This is a genomic window from Pantoea jilinensis, assembly GCF_019104105.1.
Taxonomy (GTDB): domain Bacteria; phylum Pseudomonadota; class Gammaproteobacteria; order Enterobacterales; family Enterobacteriaceae; genus Pantoea; species Pantoea eucalypti.
In genome coordinates this window covers 258,307-280,888 of record NZ_CP077748.1, presented here as the reverse complement: position 1 = coordinate 280,888, position 22,582 = coordinate 258,307, and the positions used below count along the sequence as shown (strand labels likewise).

General features: G+C 55.0%; 22 protein-coding genes. 14 read left to right on the top strand and 8 right to left on the bottom strand.

Annotated features, from left to right (window positions below):
• The first annotated feature begins 90 nt into the window (after positions 1-90).
• Together KTJ90_RS20785 and KTJ90_RS20780 are read left to right on the top strand one after the other, a co-directional pair.
• Positions 91-1,404: an MFS transporter gene (locus KTJ90_RS20785; RefSeq protein WP_499026773.1), complete on the top strand. Its 1,314-nt coding sequence runs from the start codon at positions 91-93 to the stop codon at positions 1,402-1,404.
• Positions 1,405-1,568: 164 nt separating this feature from the next.
• Positions 1,569-1,718, top strand: coding sequence for a hypothetical protein (locus KTJ90_RS20780; protein WP_164913098.1), 150 nt, complete (start codon positions 1,569-1,571; stop codon positions 1,716-1,718).
• Between the two features lie 62 nt (positions 1,719-1,780).
• Here KTJ90_RS20780 and KTJ90_RS20775 read toward each other — a convergent pair whose 3' ends face one another.
• From KTJ90_RS20775 to KTJ90_RS20765, 3 genes are all read right to left on the bottom strand, one after another.
• Positions 1,781-3,247 carry a pyridoxal phosphate-dependent decarboxylase family protein gene (locus KTJ90_RS20775; RefSeq protein ID WP_192378035.1) on the bottom strand — a complete coding sequence of 489 codons (1,467 nt, stop codon included), beginning with the start codon at positions 3,245-3,247 and terminating at the stop codon, positions 1,781-1,783.
• 14 nt (positions 3,248-3,261) lie between these two features.
• Positions 3,262-4,647, bottom strand: coding sequence for a diaminobutyrate--2-oxoglutarate transaminase (locus KTJ90_RS20770; RefSeq protein WP_003851454.1), 1,386 nt, complete (start codon positions 4,645-4,647; stop codon positions 3,262-3,264).
• Positions 4,648-5,119: 472 nt separating this feature from the next.
• On the bottom strand, positions 5,120-5,695 hold the full coding sequence (locus tag KTJ90_RS20765) for a TetR/AcrR family transcriptional regulator (protein ID WP_313045031.1): 576 nt from the start codon (positions 5,693-5,695) through the stop codon (positions 5,120-5,122).
• A 104-nt stretch (positions 5,696-5,799) separates the two neighbouring features.
• Here KTJ90_RS20765 and KTJ90_RS20760 point away from each other — a divergent pair, with 104 nt between their 5' ends.
• From KTJ90_RS20760 to cspE (KTJ90_RS20745), 4 genes are all read left to right on the top strand, one after another.
• Complete coding sequence (locus KTJ90_RS20760; protein WP_140033867.1) at positions 5,800-6,693, top strand: ABC transporter six-transmembrane domain-containing protein; 894 nt, start codon at positions 5,800-5,802, stop codon at positions 6,691-6,693.
• Between the two features lie 259 nt (positions 6,694-6,952).
• Positions 6,953-8,149, top strand: coding sequence for an MFS transporter (locus tag KTJ90_RS20755; RefSeq protein ID WP_003851447.1), 1,197 nt, complete (start codon positions 6,953-6,955; stop codon positions 8,147-8,149).
• A 422-nt stretch (positions 8,150-8,571) separates the two neighbouring features.
• Entirely contained in the window at positions 8,572-8,784 is a 213-nt protein-coding gene (gene cspE / locus KTJ90_RS20750) for a transcription antiterminator/RNA stability regulator CspE (RefSeq protein WP_003855207.1), read from the top strand.
• 477 nt (positions 8,785-9,261) lie between these two features.
• Positions 9,262-9,474, top strand: a complete 213-nt coding sequence (cspE, locus tag KTJ90_RS20745; RefSeq protein ID WP_003855207.1) for a transcription antiterminator/RNA stability regulator CspE — start codon at positions 9,262-9,264, stop codon at positions 9,472-9,474.
• A gap of 182 nt (positions 9,475-9,656) precedes the next feature.
• Here cspE (KTJ90_RS20745) and lplA read toward each other — a convergent pair whose 3' ends face one another.
• Entirely contained in the window at positions 9,657-10,673 is a 1,017-nt protein-coding gene (gene lplA, locus KTJ90_RS20740; protein WP_499026763.1) for a lipoate--protein ligase A, read from the bottom strand.
• A gap of 231 nt (positions 10,674-10,904) precedes the next feature.
• Between lplA and KTJ90_RS20735 the strand changes: the two genes are divergently transcribed.
• The 5 genes from KTJ90_RS20735 to KTJ90_RS20715 all read left to right on the top strand — a co-directional run bounded on the left by KTJ90_RS20735 (position 10,905) and on the right by KTJ90_RS20715 (position 16,218).
• Complete coding sequence (locus tag KTJ90_RS20735) at positions 10,905-11,816, top strand: DMT family transporter (protein ID WP_499026761.1); 912 nt, start codon at positions 10,905-10,907, stop codon at positions 11,814-11,816.
• A 146-nt stretch (positions 11,817-11,962) separates the two neighbouring features.
• A complete protein-coding gene (locus tag KTJ90_RS20730) occupies positions 11,963-13,192 on the top strand; it encodes an MFS transporter (RefSeq protein ID WP_187961285.1) in 1,230 nt (409 codons plus the stop codon).
• A gap of 26 nt (positions 13,193-13,218) precedes the next feature.
• Entirely contained in the window at positions 13,219-14,280 is a 1,062-nt protein-coding gene (locus tag KTJ90_RS20725) for a sugar phosphate isomerase/epimerase family protein (RefSeq protein WP_497817348.1), read from the top strand.
• A 68-nt stretch (positions 14,281-14,348) separates the two neighbouring features.
• Positions 14,349-15,329 carry a LacI family DNA-binding transcriptional regulator gene (locus KTJ90_RS20720; RefSeq protein ID WP_499026759.1) on the top strand — a complete coding sequence of 327 codons (981 nt, stop codon included), beginning with the start codon at positions 14,349-14,351 and terminating at the stop codon, positions 15,327-15,329.
• A 163-nt stretch (positions 15,330-15,492) separates the two neighbouring features.
• A complete protein-coding gene (locus tag KTJ90_RS20715; protein ID WP_003855194.1) occupies positions 15,493-16,218 on the top strand; it encodes a pirin family protein in 726 nt (241 codons plus the stop codon).
• Positions 16,219-16,257: 39 nt separating this feature from the next.
• Here the strand turns inward: KTJ90_RS20715 and KTJ90_RS20710 are convergent, their stop codons facing one another.
• From KTJ90_RS20710 to KTJ90_RS20695, 4 genes are read right to left on the bottom strand one after another with little or no spacing between them, the layout of a single operon-like run.
• On the bottom strand, positions 16,258-17,079 hold the full coding sequence (locus KTJ90_RS20710; RefSeq protein ID WP_003855192.1) for an alpha/beta fold hydrolase: 822 nt from the start codon (positions 17,077-17,079) through the stop codon (positions 16,258-16,260).
• Positions 17,080-17,127: 48 nt separating this feature from the next.
• Positions 17,128-18,756, bottom strand: coding sequence for an MFS transporter (locus KTJ90_RS20705; protein WP_110411977.1), 1,629 nt, complete (start codon positions 18,754-18,756; stop codon positions 17,128-17,130).
• Complete coding sequence (locus KTJ90_RS20700; RefSeq protein ID WP_499026756.1) at positions 18,743-19,165, bottom strand: DoxX family protein; 423 nt, start codon at positions 19,163-19,165, stop codon at positions 18,743-18,745. The genes KTJ90_RS20705 and KTJ90_RS20700 overlap by 14 nt, the downstream gene beginning before the upstream one ends.
• A gap of 2 nt (positions 19,166-19,167) precedes the next feature.
• Positions 19,168-21,045, bottom strand: a complete 1,878-nt coding sequence (locus tag KTJ90_RS20695) for an amidohydrolase (RefSeq protein WP_003855185.1) — start codon at positions 21,043-21,045, stop codon at positions 19,168-19,170.
• A gap of 286 nt (positions 21,046-21,331) precedes the next feature.
• Here KTJ90_RS20695 and KTJ90_RS20690 point away from each other — a divergent pair, with 286 nt between their 5' ends.
• From KTJ90_RS20690 to KTJ90_RS20680, 3 genes are read left to right on the top strand one after another with little or no spacing between them, the layout of a single operon-like run.
• Complete coding sequence (locus KTJ90_RS20690) at positions 21,332-22,024, top strand: hydrolase (RefSeq protein ID WP_033742913.1); 693 nt, start codon at positions 21,332-21,334, stop codon at positions 22,022-22,024.
• Positions 22,025-22,084: 60 nt separating this feature from the next.
• Positions 22,085-22,309: a XapX domain-containing protein gene (locus tag KTJ90_RS20685; RefSeq protein ID WP_499026753.1), complete on the top strand. Its 225-nt coding sequence runs from the start codon at positions 22,085-22,087 to the stop codon at positions 22,307-22,309.
• 2 nt (positions 22,310-22,311) lie between these two features.
• On the top strand, positions 22,312-22,566 hold the full coding sequence (locus KTJ90_RS20680; protein WP_008924690.1) for a XapX domain-containing protein: 255 nt from the start codon (positions 22,312-22,314) through the stop codon (positions 22,564-22,566).
• Positions 22,567-22,582 lie beyond the last annotated feature (16 nt).

The following is a 22,582-nucleotide window of genomic DNA, read 5'->3' as shown; positions in this document are numbered from 1 at the left end:
GGTTAACGTGACGGGCAGAAGAGCGCGCAGGCATGCAGTGATTGTGCTAATCATAAGCAACTGATGATGCTCTAGAAAGGAACGTCGCTCATGTCCGGACCCGTTGGAAATCTGCTCAGCTCTGCCAGCCGTAAACGTGCTCTGCTTGCCGGTTCGGTAGGAAATTTCATTGAATGGTATGAGTTCGCGGTTTATGGCTTTCTGGCTACCGTTATTGCGCAGAACTTCTTCCGGCTAGAAGGGGAATCCGCGCTGACCGGGCTGCTGCTGACCTATGCCTCATTCGCCATCGCTTTTTTCTTCCGTCCGCTGGGTGCGATCATCTTTGGCCGTATGGGCGACCACATCGGGCGCAAACCTGTACTGATCTTTGTGTTGATCATGATGACGCTGGCGACGGCGGCTATTGGTCTGGTTCCCACCTACGCCCGGTTGGGTATTCTGGCGCCGCTGATCGTGACCGGTCTGCGCATCCTGCAGGGGCTATTCGCGGGTGGCGAGTATGGCGGGGCAGTTTCACTGATGACCGAGTTTGCGCCGCGCGGTAAGCGGGGTCTGTATGGCGCATGGCAATCCTTTACCGTGGCGCTGGGTTTGCTGGCAGGCGCGGGCATTGTCGCGCTGCTCTCGGTGCTGCTGACGCCGGAGCAGATGCTGAGCTGGGGCTGGCGCATTCCGTTCTTTGTCGCGCTGCCACTGGGCGTTCTGGCGCTCTGGCTGCGGGTTCAGATGGAGGAGACGCCGGCATTTATTCAGCAGCAGGCGCAACCTGTAGCAAAAATCGACGCCAGCCTGGGTGACACACTGAAAACGATTCTGCTGGGTATCTGCCGGCTGATGGTGTGGTCGGCGGCGGGCTATACCTGGCTGGTGATCATGCCGACTTATCTGCAGGCATCGCTGCATACTGGCTTTAACCAGGCGCTGCTGATTGCGGTGATATCCAACCTCGGCTTTGCCGCCACGATTATTCCGGCCGGAATGCTGAGCGACAGGATTGGGCGACGGGCAGTCATGGTCTCGGCGGCGGTACTGTTGCTGGTGCTTTCTCTGCCGCTGTTAAACGTGTTGCAGTCAGAGAGCGCCGGATTGCTGATAAAAGCGCTGGTGGTGTTTATCGCGGGCGGGGTAGTCGGATTGCTCGCCGGGCCAGGACCCGCGATGCTGTCCGAAATGTTTCCGACGCGGGTGCGCTACACCGGGCTTGGGCTGGCCTATTCACTCTCCAATGCGGTGTTTTCCGGCTGCGCAGGATTAATCATCACCGGATTGATTAAAGAGACGGGTAACCCCGATATTCCCGCCTGGTATGTGATGGCGACGGCACTGGTAAGTATTGTGGCACTGATGACGCTCAATAAAGATGACCATCTGCGGATGCTGGATGAGCCACCCGCGCGCTGAAACAGAACAGGGACAGGGCATCTGGCAATCGTCCAGGTCTGCATCAGTGCCTGGCTGTATATTGGGTCAAATGGGACCCGATTCTGTCGCTCATCCGGCAATACGCGCTTGATGTCCCGATATATATCGCCAACCATACTTTCCTGATTCTAACGGGAGACGATATGGAATTGTCACAAGAGGAAAGCGAAGTCGTGGCCTGGTTTCTGAGCCAGCATTGGTCGGAATTTTCGGAGATCGCAGAGGAGTACCTTTCGGCTTCTGCCGTGCATCGGCTGGCTGAAAAGCTGGGACTGGAAAACAGAGCTGCCTGAACGAAAAAACCAGCCTCACGGCTGGTTTTGTTTGATGCGACGGACTGCGGGTTGCGGGGAAATTACACCAGCTTTTGTGCCGTGGTTTCCACCAGTGTCAGCAACACTTTGATATCATCCAGCGTCACTGTCGGGTTCAGCAGCGTCATTTTCAGGCAGGTCACGCCATCGTGCTCGGTCACGCCAACGTTAGCGCGGCCTGACTCCAGCAGAGCATCACCGATACGCTGGTTCAACAGGGCGATATCCGCACTGCTGAAGTGCGCCAGATGCGCCGGACGATAGCGGAACAGCACGCTGGCCAGTTGCGGTTTCATCACCAGCTCCAGCGCAGGTTGTTCATCAACGTACTGAGCAACCTGCTGCGCCAGTGTCACACCGTGATCGATGATTTCGGCATACTGCTTCTGACCCAGCGCTTCCAGGCCCATCCACAGTTTCAGTGCATCAAAACGGCGGGTGGTCTGCAGCGATTTGGACACCAGATTCGGCACGCCCTGCGCTTCATCGAACTCAGAGTTCAGGTAGGCCGCCTGGTAGCGCATCAGCTCATAATGACGTGCTTCCTTCAGCAGGAAAGCGCCACAACTGATGGTCTGGAAGAACTGCTTGTGGAAGTCCAGGGTGATGGAGTCGACCAGCTCAATGCCATCCAGATAATCACGATACTTCTCTGAGAGTAGCAGTGCGCCACCCCAGGCCGCATCGACGTGCACCCAGATGTTCTCTTCCGCCGCCAGCGCCGCGATCTCACGCAGCGGATCGATCGCACCCGCATCGGTGGTGCCGGCTGTGGCAACAATCGCCAGAATGTTTTCGCCGTTGGCTTTGGATGCGGCCAGCTTGTGGCGCAGGTCATCCATGTCCATGCGGGCAAAGCGGTCACATTTTACCTGCGTGACGGACTGATAACCCAGACCCAGCAGCGCCATGTTCTTCTGTACGGAGAAGTGTGCGTTTTCTGAGCAGAAGACTTTAATCTTCTTCAGGTCGCCGGTTAAGCCATCCTGTTGTACCGAATGTCCCTGGCGGGCAAACCAGGCGTCACGTGCCAGCATCAGCCCCATCAGGTTGCTCTGTGTACCGCCGCTGGTGAAGACACCGGCGTCGCCAGGCTGATAACCCACCTGGGTGCGCAGCCACTCAATCAGCTTCATTTCAATCAGGGTGGCAGACGGTGCCTGATCCCATGAATCCATGCTCTGGTTGGTGGCGTTGATCAGCACTTCCGCCGCCTGGCTGATAACCAGGCTCGGACAGTGCAGGTGCGCCACACACTGCGGGTGATGCACCGACAGGCTATCTTTGAGGAAGTACTCAATGGCGCGTTCAATCGCGGCCTGGTTGCCCAGGCCCTGAGGATTGAAGTCCAGCGTGATGCGCTCGCGCAGCTCTGCGACGGTTTTTCCCTGATACATCTCAGGTTGTTCCAGCCACTTAACGACAGCCGCGCTACTCTGGGCAATCGCCTGCTGGTAGGCCTCAGTACTCTGTTCTGAGGCCGCCAGAATCGGGTTTAACCGGGACATTGCATTCACTCCACTCAAACTGGTTTCACGCCAGCTGACAGCAGGGCGTTTTCAAATTTATCCATGAACACGTCAAGTTCTGCATCCGTGATCAGCAGGGAAGGCAGCAGACGTAATACGCTGCCGTGACGTCCGCCGCGCTCCAGAATCAGGCCGTTCTCGAAGCATTTCTTCTGAACCAGCGCAGAAAGCTCGCCGTCTGCCGGGAAGCTGCCCATGTGGTCAGCAGGCTCATCGGGTTTCACCAGCTCAATACCGATCATCAGACCCAGACCGCGCACATTGCCGATGACCGGATAGCGCTGCTGCAGCTCGCCCAGTTTGCCTTTCAGCCATTCGCCCTGTGCCGCGACTTTGTCAGCGATGTTATTATCTTTCAGCAGTTTCAGGGTAGTCAGGCCGGTGGCCATTGCCAGCTGGTTACCACGGAAGGTGCCGGTGTGGTGACCTGGTGACCAGGCATCGAACTCTTTCTTAATGCCGAGTACCGCCAGTGGCAGACCACCACCGACCGCTTTGGACATCACAATGATGTCTGGCTCAATACCCGCGTGCTCAAAGGCGAAGAATTTACCGGTACGGGCAATACCCGCCTGGACTTCGTCAATGATCAGCAGAATGCCATGCTCTTTGGTGACTTTGCGGATACGCTGCAGCCATTCCGCTGGCGCCGGGTTAACACCGCCTTCACCCTGAACCGCTTCCAGAATGACGGCAGCGGGTTTGCGAACGCCACTCTCAACGTCATTAATCAGGTTTTCGAAGTAGTAAGTCAGTGCTTTTACGCCCGCTTCACCACCAATGCCCAGCGGGCAGCGGTAAAGGTGCGGATAAGGCATGAACTGCACTTCCGGCATCATGCCATCAACGGCTTCTTTCGGAGACAGGTTGCCGGTGACCGACAGCGCGCCGTGGGTCATACCGTGATAGGCACCGGAGAAGCTGATAATGCCGGAACGACCGGTGTGCTTTTTCGCCAGTTTCAGCGCCGCTTCAACGGCATCTGCGCCGGACGGGCCAGTAAACTGCAGGCAGTACTCTTTGCCCTGGCCCGGTAATAAGGAGAGCAGGTACTCAGAGAACTCATCTTTTAAAGGCGTAGTTAAATCAAGAGTATGTAACGGCAAGCCGCTGGTAATGACATGTTGAATGCTCTGCAAAACATCGGGATGGTTATGTCCCAGCGCCAGCGTTCCTGCACCTGCAAGACAGTCGAGATACTGATTATTCTCGACATCTGTAATCCAGACACCCTGAGCTTTCGCAATTGCGAATGGCAATTTACGAGGATAACTGCGAACGTTTGATTCAAATTCAGCCTGACGGGCTAAATACGTTTCGTTGGTAGCGTTTGCGTTCTGTGCATTCAAACTATCAATACGGACTTTATCCGTCATCATATCTCTCCTACAACCGGGACGGGCGTAGCGTCACAGTTGAATAAATGAATTAAAATGGGTGGCTATGTAAAAGCGCGGCCAATATAGGTGTTTTTAAGGTCCGACTCAATGTTTAATTTCATCATCAGATATCGGATTCTTTACTATAGGAATCAATCATTTGGTGGGATTCTGAGCGCATCTATTCTTGCCGCTTCGTTAGCTGCTTTCCAATAACTGGCGTAAAAACACCAGCTTACCTGACTCCGGTTGCGCTAAGTCAATGATAATAATCTGTGTAAACAGCTGTTTCCGGGTAAAAACGCTATCAAAAAGAGGCCTTTTCAGACAGAAACGGTATAAGTCTGTTTTACTGCGTAAGCTGCATTTAAAGCAGCAATAAACCGCCGACTAATTAAAATAATAAACCTTTTATTAACATTTAATTAATATCTGGTCGGTGCCGTCTCGCTAATAAACCGGTTAATCGGGTTTATGACAGGACAGCATCAATAAATTGATTTAAATCTGCCAGTGCTTCGCGTGCTTTTTTTTCAGAAGGATTGATGGTCAGCAGGTCGGCATAGCCGTTGAGCATGGCGCTGATCTGTCTGGCGGTACGGGGCACGTTACTGCACTGCAGTGTCCCATCCGTGACGCCGTCACGAATAATCGCTTCCATCAAACCCTGCCAGGCATCCGTCATCTCATCGGCCAGCGCCGCATAGGCTTCGTTATGTGCAGCCGTCTGCCAGAACGACGCATAGAGTTGCCAGGTTGCATCCGGTGCGCTCGGCAAATGGCTTTCGATAAGCGTTGCCAGCCGCTGGCGGGGTGTGAGCATTTTCAGGGAGTCAGCAAACGTTTCAAAATCCACCTGCATGAAGCGCTCCAGCGCCGCCAGGCAGAGTGTCTGCCAGTTACTGAAATAGTGGTAGATATGACTGCGTGAGATACCCACTGATTCGGTGAGTTCCCGGGTGGTCACTTTTTCAATCCCTTTTTCAATAAACAGGACTATCGCCGCATCCAGTATCCTGGTTCTCAATGCTTCAGCTGACTCTTTCATTATTCTCCCGATAATGGCTACATTGACTTTGAGCGGTTGCTCAAATAGACTGCTTTTTGTACTTGAGCGACCGCTCAATAATAATTATATCAGAAACAGAAACTATGCATTCCTCAAAAACTATCCTTCCTGTTGCGGCTCCCCGCAGCGCTATTCTGACATTAAAAATGCTCGGCCGTCGCCATAGCCGCAAGCTGTTCCTCACGCTGCTACTGGTGGTGGCGGAGAATGTCATGTATCTCCTCTATCCGCTGCTGGCAGGCTTCGCGATCAATGCGATTATCTCCGGCAGGACCTGGCATGCAGTGCTCTATGCCGCGATGGTCTTTACTATGTGGGCCATTGGCGCAGCAAGACGCAGTGTGGATACCCGCACCTTTGCCCGCATCTACGCTGAACTGGCCGTGCCGGTGATCGTGGCGCAGCGCAGCGAAAACCAGAGCGCTTCAACGATTGCCGCGCGGGTGGCGTTGTCACGTGAATTTGTCGACTTTTTTGAGAAACATCTTCCAGTGCTGATAACCTCGCTGGCGTCGATGACCGGTGCCGCCGTGATGCTGCTGGCTATCGAGTTCTGGACCGGCGCAGGCTGTCTGGCGATCCTGCTGTTCTTTGCCTGTTTTCTGCCGGGGTTTACCCGTAAAAACGACGCGTTGTTTGGTCGTCTGAATAACCGGCTGGAGAAAGAGGTGAGCTTTGTCAGCAATGCGAACGCCGCGTCACTTGGCCGTCACTATGGCGTGCTGGCCAGCCTGCGCATCCGCCTCTCCGACAGGGAAGCGTACGGTTATCTGGCGATTGGCAGCGTGGCGGCGCTGCTGTTTGCTGCCACCATTGCAGTGATGTCCAGCCGTGGCGGCACTGATGCGGGTCACATCTATTCGGTGATGACCTATATGTGGATGTTTGCCATGAGCCTGGATGATGGTCCACAGCTGCTGGAGAAATACTCCCAGCTGAAAGACATTGGCCGGCGGGTGAATACAGGCACGCAATGACTGGCCCGTAAAGCAATTATGGGCTCTCCAGGCCTGAATGACCTTCGAATCATGAACGTGTTCCCGGCGGTCTGGTTCCAATCTGCAAAGCAGGCATTGCACGCCACTGAATGCTTTTAGTGATCCAGATCACAAAATGGGTTGCTAAGCACGTTCTTCCTTTTTATAGTCTGACCGCTCTATCCGGACGGGAACATGTTCTGCTTTCTCCCTCCGGCTCACTTCCGTTTTTTTCAGTTCAGGCCATTGGGAATCAATTTTGTTAAGAAAAAATCATAAAACCGACGATGCCGGTTTTGTCCGCTGGGCATTACTGGCCCTTGCGCTGGGCGGCTTTGGCATCGGGACGGGTGAGTTCATCATGATGGGCCTGCTGCCGGATGTTTCACGCTCTCTGGCAATCACTGAGCCGCAGGCAGGTAACGCCATTGCCAGTTACGCGCTGGGCGTGGTGGTAGGTGCACCGTTTATTGCGGTACTGGCGGCGCGGATGGCGCGTAAATCACTGCTGCTGATCCTGATGGCGCTGTTCAGCATCGGTAATGTCGCCAGCGCGATGGCTGATAGCTATCACGGTCTGCTTGTTGCGCGTTTCCTCACAGGCTTGCCGCACGGCGCCTACTTCGGTGTGGCTTCGCTGGTGGCGGCATCGCTGGTACCCATTGAGCGACGTGGCCGCGCGCTGGCGTCCCTGATGCTGGGGCTGACGGTAGCGACCCTGATCGGCGTGCCGCTGGGCTCCTGGATAGGACAACTTTTCAGCTGGCATGTGGTGTTCACCTTTGTGGGCGCGATTGGTCTGCTGACCTGCCTGCTGATTGGTCGTTATGTTCCTTATGTCGCAGGCGATGCAGATGCGCATCCGCTTAGGGAACTGGGCGCGCTGAAAAACCCACAGGTGCTGCTGACCCTGCTGGTGGGCGCGGTAGGCTTTGGCGGAATGTTCGCGATCTTTAGTTATATCGCACCGACACTAATTAATATTGCCGGCATCTCACCCTCGTTAATACCCTGGGCGATGGTGGCATTCGGTCTGGGGATGATCATCGGTAATCTGGTCGGCGGCCGTCTGGCGGATGGTTCGGTACTGAATATTATTGGCTGGACGCTGTTATGGAACGTGCTGGTAATGCTGGCCTTCCCGGTGCTGGTTCAGCATGTGGCGACCGGACTGCTGGCGACCTTCCTGATCGGCACCTGTTCGGTGTTGCTGCCGTCGCTGCAGATTCGCCTGATGGATGTCGCCAATGACTCGCAAACCCTGGCTGCCGCAATGAACCACTCGGCGCTAAACATTGCTAATGCCATGGGCGCGTATCTCGGTGGTCTGACGGTGTCGCTTGGCTACGGCTGGATCTCTACCGCCTGGGTGGGCGTTGCGCTGGGTGTTGCCGGTCTTATGGTGTTTGTCATGACAGCGAGACATGCTGCCCGTCAGCAGACACAACTGGCCTGATATAAAGAGAAGAGGGCGCAGCGATACATTTTATCGCTGCGCGTTATTCACACTATTACTCGTATCATTTTTCAACATTGATTGTCAGCAAGGCCTTTTACTCTGATCGTTCAATGAAGATTATCATTCTGCCTGACTGAAAATTTCAAAAGGCTAAGAAAATCAATAAAGGCGGTCCGGACGTCTGGATGTTAAAAGTAAATTAAAATAATGTTTGCTATAGTCGATAAGGTCTGGCTTAATAGCGTCATCGGTTTGGAACACAGACCTTATCAAAGCAGTTTTAGTAAAGCAGTCCTCAGTGTAAGCGATATCTCAAGATACCCCTTCTTTGTGAGTCTCCTCCTAAAAGCCTGGTAAGTTACCTTCTGAAAGACAGGCCATCTTCGCCACGTAGTGGCTCATAAATTAAGGAAATATCGATGTCTAATAAAATGACTGGTTTAGTAAAATGGTTTGACGCTGGTAAAGGTTTCGGTTTTATCTCTCCTCAGGACGGCAGCAAAGATGTATTCGTACATTTCTCTGCAATCCAGAGCAACGATTATAAAACTCTGGACGAAGGCCAGCAGGTCGAATTCACAATTGAAAACGGCGCTAAAGGTCCTTCAGCGGCAAACGTAGTCCCTATGTAAGCCCTGATTATCAATGATGCTTATAATCGCTACGACGGCAACAGCCTGAGCAGATAAGCCTGAAATTGATAATTAATAAAACCCGCCTTGTGCGGGTTTTTTGCGTTTTATTACGGCTTAATCAATAAATGTTTATTTTTTATGCTGCTTCATTCGTTGTGCGTTAAATAAGCAGTTAATGAAAGCAATAATAACGGACAGGATCAAACGAGACCGAACACTATAAGGGCTCCGGACGTCTGGATGTTAAAAATAAATTAAAACAATGTTTGCTAAACTAGGTAAAGCGTGGCTTAATAGCGTCATCGGTTTGGAATACAGACCTTATCAAAGCAGTTTTAGTAAAGCAGTCCTCAGTGCAAGCGATATCTCAAGATACCCCTTCTTTGTGAGTCTCCTCCTAAAAGCCTGGTAAGTTACCTTCTGAAAGACAGGCCATCTTCGCCACGTAGTGGCTCATAAATTAAGGAAATATCGATGTCTAATAAAATGACTGGTTTAGTAAAATGGTTTGACGCTGGTAAAGGTTTCGGTTTTATCTCTCCTCAGGATGGCAGCAAAGATGTATTCGTACATTTCTCTGCAATCCAGAGCAACGATTATAAAACTCTGGACGAAGGCCAGCAGGTCGAATTCACGATTGAAAACGGCGCTAAAGGTCCTTCAGCGGCAAACGTAGTCCCTATGTAAGCCTTAGTTATCAATAACGCTTACAATAGCGATGACGGCAACAGCCTGAGCAGATAAGCCTGAAATTGATAATTAATAAAAACCCGCCTTGTGCGGGTTTTTTGCGTTTGTCTTTTACGGAATGCTGTTAAGGAGAAGATGGCCTGCGACAGATTTCTAAACGGGCAAATGAAAACAACTGTTCAGCGTAGGCTGGCGACCAGCCAGTGCTGCAATTCTGTCAGCTCTGCCTGTTGCAACGGGAAATCCGCAACCAGCTGACTCAGTACCGGTTCAAGGGCGTCTGGGCGGTAAGTGACGTTTTGCATCCGTTGCGCCAGTGCTTCAAGCGGCGCAGGATTGAGACTGTCGCTGAAAATCTGACAACGAGTGATCACGCCACGTTCAACATCGAAGTGGATTTCCACACCGCCCCAGGCAAAACGCTGGTCAAGCAGATGCGAGAAGTCAGGTGCCTGACCGAAATTCCACGCCCAGCTACTCTGCCGCGCGAACTGTTCTGTGAAACCCGGCAGGTCGGGCAAGGCTTCAGGCGAAATCATCTCTGGTTCACAACGTTCTCCGTAATGATCGAAAAAGGCGTCAGTCACTGCTGAGCAGATCGCCTGATAGCTGATACCCGGTGCTAATTCTGCCAGATTGGTTACCCTTGCGCGGACCGACGTAATCCCTTTGGCCTGCAATTTTTTCACATCAGGATTAAGGTAGTCCGCCAGCCTGCTTAGATCGGCATCCATCAGGATAGTGCCGTGATGAAAACCGCGGTCCGGTGTTTCGCGGTAGGCAGAACCGGAGATTTTACGCAGTCCCTCAGCGGTGTTGACCACTAAATCGTTACGTCCGGACGCTTTCGCCGGGACATCCAGCGCGTTAAGTGCACGCAGGATAATGGCGGTCGAGACGCTTTTATCATACTCCGGCTTGCCAGCCATGAAGGTAAAACAGCAGTTGCCGATGTCGTGAAATACCGCGCCACCGCCGCTGCTGCGACGCGCCAGCCGGATACCATCTTCTTCCATACGTCGCGTGTTGCACTCTTTCCACGGATTTTGCGCCCGTCCGATTACCACCGTTTCCGCATTACGCCACAAAAATAGCACGCGCTGGGTGGCGGGCATCTGCCGGAAAATGCACTCTTCTACCGCCAGATTAAACCAGGGGTCGTTAGATTCAGATAGCAGTAAACGCAGCGTGGACATCGGAGACTCCTGTTCCTTAGAGAAGCGGCCCATAGAGCAGGGCAGAAGGCTGAGTGTATCAGCAGGGACGCTGATCCACATGCCAGTTCATGCCGTGACGCGACGGCAAAAAAATATAAAATGCCGTCTGTAACGCAATCACGGCAGATCACAGCATCGCATTGTGCCAGTATGGTGGGTGAGAGTGCTGATTCTCCTGCTAATTTTCCCCATGATGAGATCAAAAACCCTATGAACGCTTCCGCTGGCATAGCGATGAAGATCACAGCTGCGTTAAGTTCAACGCTGATGCTGGCTTGTGTTAAAGGACTGGATGGCGCAATCCCGGTCGGTGAAGTGATATTTTTCCGTTCAGTGCTGGCATTGGTCCCACTGTTAATCTGGCTGAGTTTTCAGGGCAGCATACTGGATGGCATTTGCACGCGGAATATTCGCGGACATTTTGTGCGAGGACTGGCCGGAACCGGCGGCCTCTATTTCAGTTATCTGTCGCTGCTCTACATTTCCCTGACCGATGCCACCGCAATTAACTATGCTGCGCCGCTTTTTACCGTGCTACTGGCGGCATTGTTTCTGCGTGAAAAAGTCCGGCACCATCGCTGGGTGGCGGTTTTTACCGGTTTTAGCGGCATCCTGGTCATGTTCTCCGGGCATCTCACCCTGACGAGTCAGGCAACATTCTCGCTCTCATCCTCAGTGGGCATTCTGCTGGCGTTAATGGCAGCCTTATGTACTGCCTGTGCGCTGGTTCAGATTCGGTTTCTTAACGGGAAAGAGAAGCCCGGTGCTATCGCATTCTGGTTTGCTGTCACCACGGCGCTAACGTCGCTGGTTACGCTTCCGGGCGGCTGGAAAGTCCCTCAGGGTAACCAGCTGGCATTACTGGTGGGATGTGGACTGCTGGGCGGTATCACGCAGATCCTGATGACTCTGAGCCTGCGGTACGCCGAAGCCTCACTGCTGGCGCCGTTTGATTACACGACGTTGATCTGGTCGGTGGCGGTGGGCTATCTGCTTTTGGGTAATCTGCCGACTTCCACCACCGTTATCGGTGCAATTCTGGTGGTGATTGGCGGTCTCTATTCGGTGTTGTATGAGCGATATCGCTTCCGGAAAGCGCGGGTGGTTGATGCCACTGGTTGACCTCCCGACACCGTCGTCTGGCATCGTTGATACCCGGATGGTAACGCTGCGTGAATAATTTGTGATCGGGGCAGGAGAACCTGTTACGGTAATCGATTACTTTCACACCATCAAAAAGTAATCGATTACTTATTCACGAGGTTCCCATGATTGCAACGGTGCAGGCGCGCGCAGGCCAGCGGGTGCAGCATAAGCTGCTGGTGCCGCGACTCTCTCTCATGATGTTCATGCAGTTTTTTATCTGGGGCAGCTGGTCGGTCACGCTGGGGCTGGTGATGACCCGACACAATATGCCGTTGCTGATTGGAGATGCGTTTTCAGCTGGACCTATCGCCTCAATTCTCTCGCCGTTTGTGCTCGGCATGCTGGTGGATCGCTTTTTCCCTTCGCAAAAAGTCATGGCCGTGATGAACCTGGCGGGCGCAGCCATCCTCTGGTTTGTGCCACAGGCGCTGATTGCGGAGAACGGCGTGCTGCTAATCGCACTGTTATTTGGCTATACGCTCTGCTTTATGCCGACGCTGGCACTCTCAAATAACATCGCCTTTCACAGTCTCGCCAGCAGTGAGCGGAGTTTCCCCATCGTCAGAGTCTTCGGCACCATCGGCTGGATCGTGGCGGGGATCTTTATCGGCGTGACAGGCATTGCTGACAGCGTGGCGGTGTTTCAGCTGGCGGCGCTCTGCTCGATACTGCTGGCGATTTACAGCCTGACGCTGCCGCATACGCCGGCACCAGCCAAAGGTTTGCCGTTGAAAGTCCGCGATCTCTTCTGTGCGGACGCCTTCGCACTGCTGCGACAGCGTCATTTCATGGTCTTTGCTCTGTGCGCCACGCTGATTTCGATTCCGCTGGGCACCTATTACGCCTTCACCGCCTCGTGGCTGGCGGATGCCGGTATCCGGGACGTCAGCACGCTGATGTCACTGGGACAGATGTCTGAAATTCTCTTCATGCTGATCATCCCGCTGCTGTTTCGTCGCCTCGGCGTCAAAACCATGCTGCTGATTGGGATGATGGCGTGGTTTGTTCGCTACGCCCTGTTCGCGCTGGGCATGAGCGATGAGACGCGCACGCTGATCTACCTCGGCATCCTGTTGCATGGTGTCTGTTACGACTTTTTCTTCGTGGTGGGATTTATCTACACCGATCGGATTGCCGGTGAAAAGGTGAAAGGTCAGGCGCAGAGCATGGTGGTGATGTTCACCTACGGCATTGGCATGCTGCTGGGATCCCAAATCTCCGGTTCTCTGTACAACCATCTGGTGGCGGGCAATGCCACAGCCCAGAGCTGGGCGTTATTCTGGTGGATCCCCGCGATTGCTGCAGCGCTGATTGCGATTATCTTCTTCTTCTCGTTCAAATACCGTGATTAGGCGATAGCAGGACACAGGAGTTAATGATGAGAACAATTAAGGGGCCGGGCATCTTCCTGGCACAGTTCATCACCCCGCAGCCGCCGTTTAACTCGCTGGAGGGGCTGGGGAAGTGGGCCGCCGGGCTGGGATATCAGGCACTGCAGATCCCCTGTCATCAGCCTGCCATTTTCGATCTTAAAAAGGCGGCGGAGAGTCAGACGTACTGTGACGAGGTGCGAGGGGTGCTGGCCGGTTTCGGACTGGAGATCAGCGAGCTTTCTACCCATCTTGAAGGTCAACTGGTAGCGGTTAATCCGGCCTACGAGCTGGCATTTGATAATTTTGCCCCGGCGGCATTACGTGGCGATCCGGCCCGGCGCACTGAGTGGGCTATTGCCACACTGAAGAGGGCTGCGGCTGCCTCAGAGAAGCTCGGCCTGCGTGCGCATGCCACGTTCTCCGGCTCGCTCGCCTGGCCCTGGTTTTACCCGTGGCCACCGCAGCATGACGCGCTGTTTGATGAGGCGTTTGCTGAGCTGGCGCGCCGCTGGCTGCCGGTGCTGGATATGTTTGACCATCACGGCATTGACCTCTGTTATGAAATTCATCCCGGCGAAGACCTGCATGACGGTGTCACGTTTGAGCGTTTTCTGGCGGAGGTTAATCACCACCCGCGCTGCAATATCCTGTTCGATCCCAGCCATCTCCTGCTGCAACACATCGATTATCTGCAATTCATCGACCTTTATCATTCGCGCATCAAAGCCTTTCACGTTAAGGATGCTGAGTATCAGCTTAACGGGCGCAGCGGCGTTTACGGCGGCTATCAGCCCTGGCTGGCCCGCGCCGGACGGTTTCGATCGCCTGGCGATGGTCAGATCGACTTCAGCCGTATCTTCAGCAAGCTGGCGCAGTATGGCTATGACGGATGGGCAGTACTGGAGTGGGAGTGTTGCCTGAAGGATAGCGAGACGGGTGCGCGTGAAGGCGCGGAGTTTATCCGCCGGCATATCATTCCGGTGTCTGATCGCGCTTTTGATGATTTTGCTCTGGCAGAGAACGGCCCATCAGTACGCCATCAGTTGGGCCTGGATCGTGACACCTGAGGCCATTTTGCAGATTCAGCGGCTGTGTTATGTGGGCGATCTGCACGGATTCAAACAGAAGGAGCGCTATGTCTATACAGAGAATCGCCCGGATGGCGGGCGTCTCGGTCGCTACCGTTTCAAGAGTGCTGAATAACAGCGACAGCGTGAAACCGGCTAATCGCCAGAAAGTCCTCGCGGCAATTGAAGAGAGCAACTACCAGCCCAATCTGCTGGCACGTCAGTTGCGTACAGCGCGCAGTTCAATGATCCTTGTGCTGGTTTCAGATATCTCCAACCCGTTTTGCGCTGAGGTTGTCAAAGGTATTGAGGAGCAGGCGGAGAAAAACGGCTATCGCATCCTGTTGTGTAACTCCGGCGCGGACATCGCCCGTTCACGGTCCAGTCTGCAACTGCTCTCCGGCAAGATGGTGGATGGCATCATCACCATGGATGCCTTCAGCAAACTCCCGGAACTGAGTCAGCTGATAGGTTCGGCACCCTGGGTTCAGTGCGCCGAACATGATGATAACGGCCAGATCTCCTGCGTCGGCATTGATGATGAAGCCGCTGCGCAGTCCGTGGTGCACTATCTTGCCAGGCAGGGACGAAAGCGCATCGCGCTGATCAATCACGACCTGAGCTACCGTTATGCCCGCCTGCGTCAGCAGGGCTACACCACAGAGCTTGATGAACAGCAACTGAGCTGGCAGGCCATCGCGTATGCCAGTGCGCTGAGTTTCAGTGCAGGTAAAGCAGCAATGAATCAACTGCTGGCTGCTGAAAGCCAGCCTGATGCGGTGTTTGCGGTTTGCGATACGCTGGCCGGCGGTGCGATGGCGGCGATTCAGCAGGCGGGACTGCGGATCCCTCAGGATATCGCCGTGGTGGGGTTTGACGGCAGCGAACTGGCCAGCATGGTCTCACCCCCGCTGACCACACTGGCTCAGCCCTCAAAGGAGATTGGTCGTCGCGCCTGTGAGCTGGTGTTGCAGAAAATTGCCTGGCCCGACGCGCCGCCGCAATCTGTGATTATGCAGGGTGAGCTGGTGGTGCGAGCCAGCAGCTGAACGCCTCACCCGCATACCCTTCATCGGGATATTGTCGCTCATATTGTCCACCTAAATGAGACAGTGATTGCCAGATCAGGTCATTGTGTGGCACTCAGGTTTACTTATATGCTGTTTCCATCGAAGGGCATTCGCACTTCCCGAATCAACGAAGGGGCAGAATATGATTGAGCAAAGATTGTCAGAGCAACGCGGTGTGGGCGATCACGGCTGGCTGAATTCACGTCACACCTTCTCTTTTGCAAACTACTGGGATCCGAAACAGGCGGGCTTCTCCGATCTGCTGGTGATTAATGATGACCGGGTTGCCAAAGGACGGGGTTTTGGCGCCCATCCGCACAGCAACATGGAGATTATCTCTTATGTGCTGGAAGGGGCGCTGGAGCACAAAGACTCAATGGGAACCGGTTCGGTGATTGTCCCTGGCGATGTGCAACTGATGAGTGCCGGTAGCGGTGTGACCCACAGCGAGTTCAACCACTCCGGCACCGAGGGTGTGCATTTCCTGCAAATCTGGGTGGTACCCGCAGAGAAAAACACTCCGCCAGGTTATCAGCAGATCTCCGTCAGCGAAGCAGATAAGCGCGGTAATCTGCGGCTGATTATTTCGCCGGACGGTGAAAATGGGGCATTACGGGTACGCCAGGATATTCGCATCTATGCAGGACTGTTCCAGGGCGATGAGCAGCAGACTATTACACTCCCGGACGATCGCTACGCCTATATTCATGTGGCGCGTGGCAGTGTCAGAGTCAATGGCCTGCAGTTTAATGCCGGAGATGGTGCGCGCGTTCGCGACGAGAAAACGCTGTCGTTCAGTCATGGTGAAGGCGCAGAGGTGCTGTTATTCGACCTGCGTCCGAATGAAGTGAATCATCCAACCCGATAAAACGAAAACTGCGCGGTGAAAGCCGCGCAGTTTTTTGCATCACTGCGCGTTAAGGAACGCCAGCAGATCCTGATTCAGCTGATCCTGATGCGTCACGGCGAAACCATGTGGCGCATTGTCATAGATCCTGAGTTCAGCACCCTCAATCATCTCCGCCGCAACCTTGCCGGTGGTTTCAAACGGCACGACCTGGTCGTTGCTGCCATGAATGACCAGTGTCGGCACATTCACTTTCGCCACGTCGGCACGGAAATCGGTCTCCGCGAAGGCGGTCACGCAATCCACGGTACTTTTGAGTGAGGCCAGCAGCGCGATGTTCAGCGTCTGCGTCATGACACCATCGGAGACGGTCTGTCCGGCATTAGTGCCGTAGAACGGCGTCGCGAACTCTTTGATAAACTGCGCGCGATCCTTGAGCAGGCCATCACGAATGCCTTCGAACACCGACATATCGACACCCTGCGGATAGTCTGCCGTTTTGCCAAAGATAGGTGTAACGGCACCGAGCAGCACCAGCGCCCCGACGCGATCGCTGCCATAGCTGCCGATATAACGCGTGACGTCACCGCCACCCATAGAGAAGCCCACCAGCGTCACGTTCTGCAGGTCAAGATGGGTGATCAGGTCGTTGATGTCCGACGCAAAGGTATCGTAGTTATTGCCGTTCCAGGGCTGATCTGAGCGGCCAAAGCCACGGCGGTCAAATGCAATCACCCGATAGCCATGGTCGGCCAGAAAGTTCATCTGGCTGTCCCACATGTCGGCATCCAGCGGCCAGCCGTGGCTGAACAAAACAGGCTTACCGGTTCCCCAGTCTTTAAAGTAGATCTGTGTACCGTCGGTCGTTTTAAAGGTGCTCATGGTATTGCCCTCTGTATGACGTGATGAATGATGAGAAGGTGTAGCCAGTCACACTGGCGCCACCAGATAGCGAACCTCGGGGAGATTTTCACCCTGATGAAAAGCGAAAACCCGCCGCTCTATCTTTTTGTCGTTGATGGTGTAGCGCTCTTTCTGACGCAGATGCTCGACCCAGGAGCCGACCACAAACGTCTCGACGAAAATACCGGGCTGCAGGATATCTTCATAAAGTGACCAGTTGATGGCGCCACCACGACGTCTGACCCGCCGCATATCCTGCATGCAGACGGTAAAGGCATGTGCATCATCAATAGTAATCCGGTATTCGTAATTTACCATCACTGGCCCTCGTTCATGACGGATATCCAGTGCAGGCGCATTAACGCCATCGCCAACCATATCGAGATTGAGATCGGGATCCTGATCGAGACGCCAGCGCCAGACGGTGCTGCTGGCGAGCACCATCCCCAGCGCGGCGACGCAGAGCGACAGCGGAATGCCGAAGTGCGAGGCGAGCTGTCCCCAGAGGGCGCTGCCTGCGGTCATCGATCCAAAGAACACTGTCAGATAGACCGCCAGCGCACGCGCTTTCACCCATTTCGCGGCGCTCCGCTGTGCGCCAAGATTCAGCGTCGACAGCACCGCGATCCAGGCAAAGCCGGTGAAGAACTCAAAGGCATTGAGTAGCCAGAAGTGCCGCACAAAGGCCAGCGCCAGCATGGTCATGGCGAAGAGAAGACTGGCGAGCACCATCAGGCGATCGGAGCTTAAGTGACGACGCAAACGCGGCAGCAGCACCGCGCCGGTAATCGCGCCGACACCGATGCAGGCCAGCATGATGCCGTAGCCGCCAGGGCCGAGGCCCAGTTCACGACGTGCCACCAGCGGCAGCAATGCCCAGCCCGCGCTGCCAAACAGGAAAAACGAGAAGGTTCGCACCAGTACGTTACGCAAGACCGGTGCCGCATGAACGTAGCGAAGACCGGCCCGTACCGCCGGGAAGAAGTGTTCGGGCGGAAGACGCTGGACGCTCGGCTCCGCTTTCCAGCGCCAGAGCACCCAGGTGACACCCAGCACCGATAGTGCATTAAGCAGGAAGACCATCCAGGGGCCGGCGAACGACAGGATCAGGCCACCCAGTGCCGGTCCGATAGCGCGACTGATATTAATGCCCAGGGAGTTAAGAGCAATGGCAGGCCCGAGCTCCGGTTTGGTCACCAGATCCGGCACGATCGCCTGGAACGGCGGCGAACTCATGGCGGCACCCGCGCTCAGCAAAAAGGCAGCGCCCAGCAGCACGCCGGGTGTCACATGACCGGTCCAGGCCAGTACAGTCAGCCCGGCGGCGGCGGTAAACGTCCACAGTTGGGAAAACAGCAAATATTTACGGCGGTCAACGATGTCCGCCATCACCCCGGAGGGCAGTGCAAAGAGAAACATCGGCAGGCTGCTGGCTGCCTGCACCAGCGCCACGGCCAGAGGATCGGCACTTAGCGTCAGCATGGTCCAGTTCACGCCGACATCATTCATCCATGATCCGATATTTGAAACCACAGTGGCGATCCATAACATACGGAACACCGGCTGACGCAGTGGCTGTAACGGCGAAACCTCATTAGTGGGCCGCACATCAGGCTGTTCCTGCTCAACCTGATGAATATCATTAACCTGTGCCATAACGCCTCCCATTAGGTTTCGCTGCGCTGATGCGCCAGCCGCCTGGCCCGGTCAGCGCCAGCGTGGTAAAGATAATCAGCAGCAGCCAGCCGAACTGGCCTTCCGCCAGTGACCAGCCAGGGTGGACTACCAGCATTGCAACCAGCAGTACCGCGATAATCGGCAGGCAGGCAATCCGGCTTCCCCAGCCGATAATAATGAAAATCGGGCAGATGACTTCCGCCACGATAGCGGGCAGCAGGCTCATCATCGGTCCCAGCCCGAAGGGATCTTCGATGCGCGTCAGTTCTTCGCTGAAATGCAGAATTTTCGGCAGCCCATGTACCTGTAACAACAGCAGGCTGCCGGTCAGGCGCAGGAAGAACAGCCCCGCGTTGATGCGGGGCGAAAGAGCGATAGCATAGTTCATGATTAAAACGCGAAGCAGCTGCAGCCGAGCGCGCCCCAGAAGGCGTTATCTTCGGCAACGGGTACGCTGGATCCACGGGCGATCTCATGCGAGTGGCGATGAACACCGCACGGGCCGCTGCAGTGGTGGACGGCGGGCATCATGCCTGCACGGCTCTGCGCAACCGGCGGAGCACTGCGATAGTGACCCGGCACATTTACCACCGGTGACCACTCCGGCAGGATCGGAATCGCAGGCGGCGCATCTGCGCTGAACGATCCGGCGGCATAGACGATATTGCCATCCACCACGGTCAGCACTGACTCAATGCCTTTGATCTCCTCTTCCGGGACGCTGAAAAAGTCTTTACTCAGCACCGCCAGGTCCGCCAGTTGTCCAATCTTAAGCTGGCCTTTTTTGCCTTGCTCGCTGGAGAACCAGGCGCTGCCCTGCGTCCAGAGCATCAGCGCCGTTTCACGATCAAGGCGGGCACTGACATCATACATCTGCATGCCGCCCACGGTGCGGCCAGAAACCAGCCAGTAGAGCGCGGTCCAGGGGTTGTAGCTGGCAACGCGGGTCGCATCGGTGCCCAGCCCGACCGGCACGCCGGTCTCCAGCATTTTCTGAACCGGCGGGGTATGGCGGGTGGCTTCTATGCCGTAGCGCTCAGCAAAGTATTCACCCTGGAACGCCATGCGATGCTGCACGGCAATGCCACCGCCCAACTCTTTAATGCGATCGATATTACGCTGAGTAATGGTTTCCGCATGGTCAAAGAACCAGTGCAGGCCATTGAACGGAATATCACGATTCACTTTTTCGAACACATCCAGCATCCGGCTGATCGACTCGTCATAGGTCGCATGCAGACGGAAAGGCCAGCGATGCTCAACCAGATGACGCACCACGCGCTCCAGCTCGTCTTCCATGCCAGGGGCTAAATCCGGACGAGGCTCCAGGAAATCTTCGAAGTCAGCTGCCGAGAAGACCAGCATTTCCCCTGCGCCGTTGTGACGGAAATAGTCGCTGCCCTGACCTGGCGTCAGCATGTCCGTCCACTTTTCAAAATCTTCCAGCTCATGGCCCGGACGCTGCGTGAAAAGGTTGTAGGCGATACGCAGCGTCATCTGCTTTTTCTGATGCAGCTCAGCAATCACTTCGTAATCTTCGGGATAGTTCTGGAAGCCGCCGCCCGCATCAATGGCGCTGGTCAGACCCAGACGGTTCAGCTCACGCATAAACTGGCGGGTGGAGTTGACCTGCTGTTCCAGCGGCAGTTTCGGTCCTTTCGCCAGCGTGGCGTAGAGGATCATTGCATTAGGGCGGGCGATCAGCAGACCGGTGGGATTGCCGTTGCTGTCGCGCTGGATTTCGCCACCCGGCGGGTTTGGCGTCTCTTTGGTGTAGCCCACCACTTTCAGAGCGGCGCGATTGAGCAGGGCGCGGTCATAGAGGTGCAGCACGAAAACCGGCGTGTCCGGTGCTGCTTCGTTGATCTCATCCAGCGTCGGCATCCGGCGCTCGGCAAACTGGAATTCAGTCCAGCCTCCTACTACGCGAACCCACTGCGGCGAAGGGGTACGCAGCGCCTGCTCTTTCAGCATCCGCAAGGCATCCGCAACCGATGGCACGCCTTCCCAGCGCAGTTCAAGGTTGTAATTCAGCCCCCCGCGAATCAGATGCAGGTGTGAATCGTTCAGGCCGGGCACGGCCGTGTGGCCCTTAAGATCGACCACTTTGGTGCCGTCGCAGTGAAATTCCATCGCCTCTGCCAGCGTGCCGACCGCCACGAACTTGCCATCGCGAATCGCAACCGCTTCTGCCACTGGATTACTGCGGTCAACGGTATGAAATTTGCCATGGGTCAGTATCAGTTCTGCTTTACCGAGCGTAACCATAGATGCTCCTCATCGGGGGTGTCCGGCTTAGCGCGGGACAGGAAGTGCCGCAGATAACAGGGCACGAATAAGCCAGATTATGGTGAGCAGGCTAACGGGGCGTCTAGTTATACAGAGGGATACCTATACCTTCGTATAGTTATACGCAGAGATAATAGTTTGCCGTTGCAGGTCGCTCTACACTGCGACCAGACAGCCAGCAGCAGGGCGATAAACCTGCACTGACCGTCATTTTGCACACGCCGGTTGGCGGAAATTTCGTTACATAACCTCTATGGGTGAACGCATGTCCAACGCTAAGCTTGAAGTCCTCACGCCACATAACAGCCAGATCATCTTCATTGACCAGCAGCCGCAGATGGCCTTTGGGGTGCAATCCATCGATCGCCAGGTGCTGAAAAACAACACCGTTGCGCTGGCGAAGGCGGCGAAAGTCTTCAGTATCCCCACCATCATCACCACGGTAGAAACCGAAAGCTTCTCGGGTCACACCTATCCGGAGTTACTGGATGTGTTTCCAGGGCTGGATATTCTGGAACGCAGCTCAATGAACTCCTGGGATGATCAGAAAGTGCGTGATGCGCTGGCCGCCAACGGGAAGAAAAAAGTCGTGGTTTCTGGCCTCTGGACCGAAGTGTGCAACAACAGTTTTGCGCTCTGCGCGATGCTGGAAGGCGGCTACGAAATCTACATGGTGGCAGACGCGTCTGGCGGCACGACTAAAGAGGCACACGACTACGCGATGCAGCGCATGATTCAGGCGGGTGTGGTGCCGGTAACCTGGCAGCAGGTGATGCTGGAATGGCAGCGTGACTGGGCCAATCGTGACACTTATGATGCGGTGATGAACATCGCCAAAGAACATTCAGGTGCTTACGGCATTGGTGTCGATTACGCCTACACCATGGTGCATAAAGCACCATCACGTCAGAAAAGTGAACACCGTACCCTGGCGCCGGTTCACGCACCGATACGCTAAGGCATCCAGCTGATCGGCGGAAAATCGCCGATCAGCTGAGTGGCATAACAGGAGCTGGTCATGAATCCTCTACTTGTTTCCCTGGCTGCCGGGGTGCTTACTGGCCTGCTATATGGCCTGCTAAAGGTGCGGTCACCGGCACCGCCCGCGATTGCGCTGCTGGGTCTGCTGGGGATGCTATTGGGTGGGGCGCTGGTGCATGCGGTATCTCCCGCACAAAAGCCTGCAATTGCCTTGCTTCAGCCTGATGTTCATCCCGTTTCATCCTTATTGCGGATAAGCTGAACATGTTGAAATCCTGCGTTATTTCTCTCGCGGTGGGCCTGCTCGCCGGGGTAATCTATGCCCTGATCAACGTCAACTCTCCGGCGCCGCCCGTCATTGCTTTGGCAGGGCTGTTTGGCATGCTGGTGGGTGAACAGTTAATACCGCTGGCTAAACGTCTGTTCAGGCGACAGCCGGTGACGCTGAAGTGGTTCCGCCATGAATGCATGCCAAAAATCAGTGGGACACCGCCACCCGAGGGTGATAACACGCCTTAAGTCCTCGCATGCCACG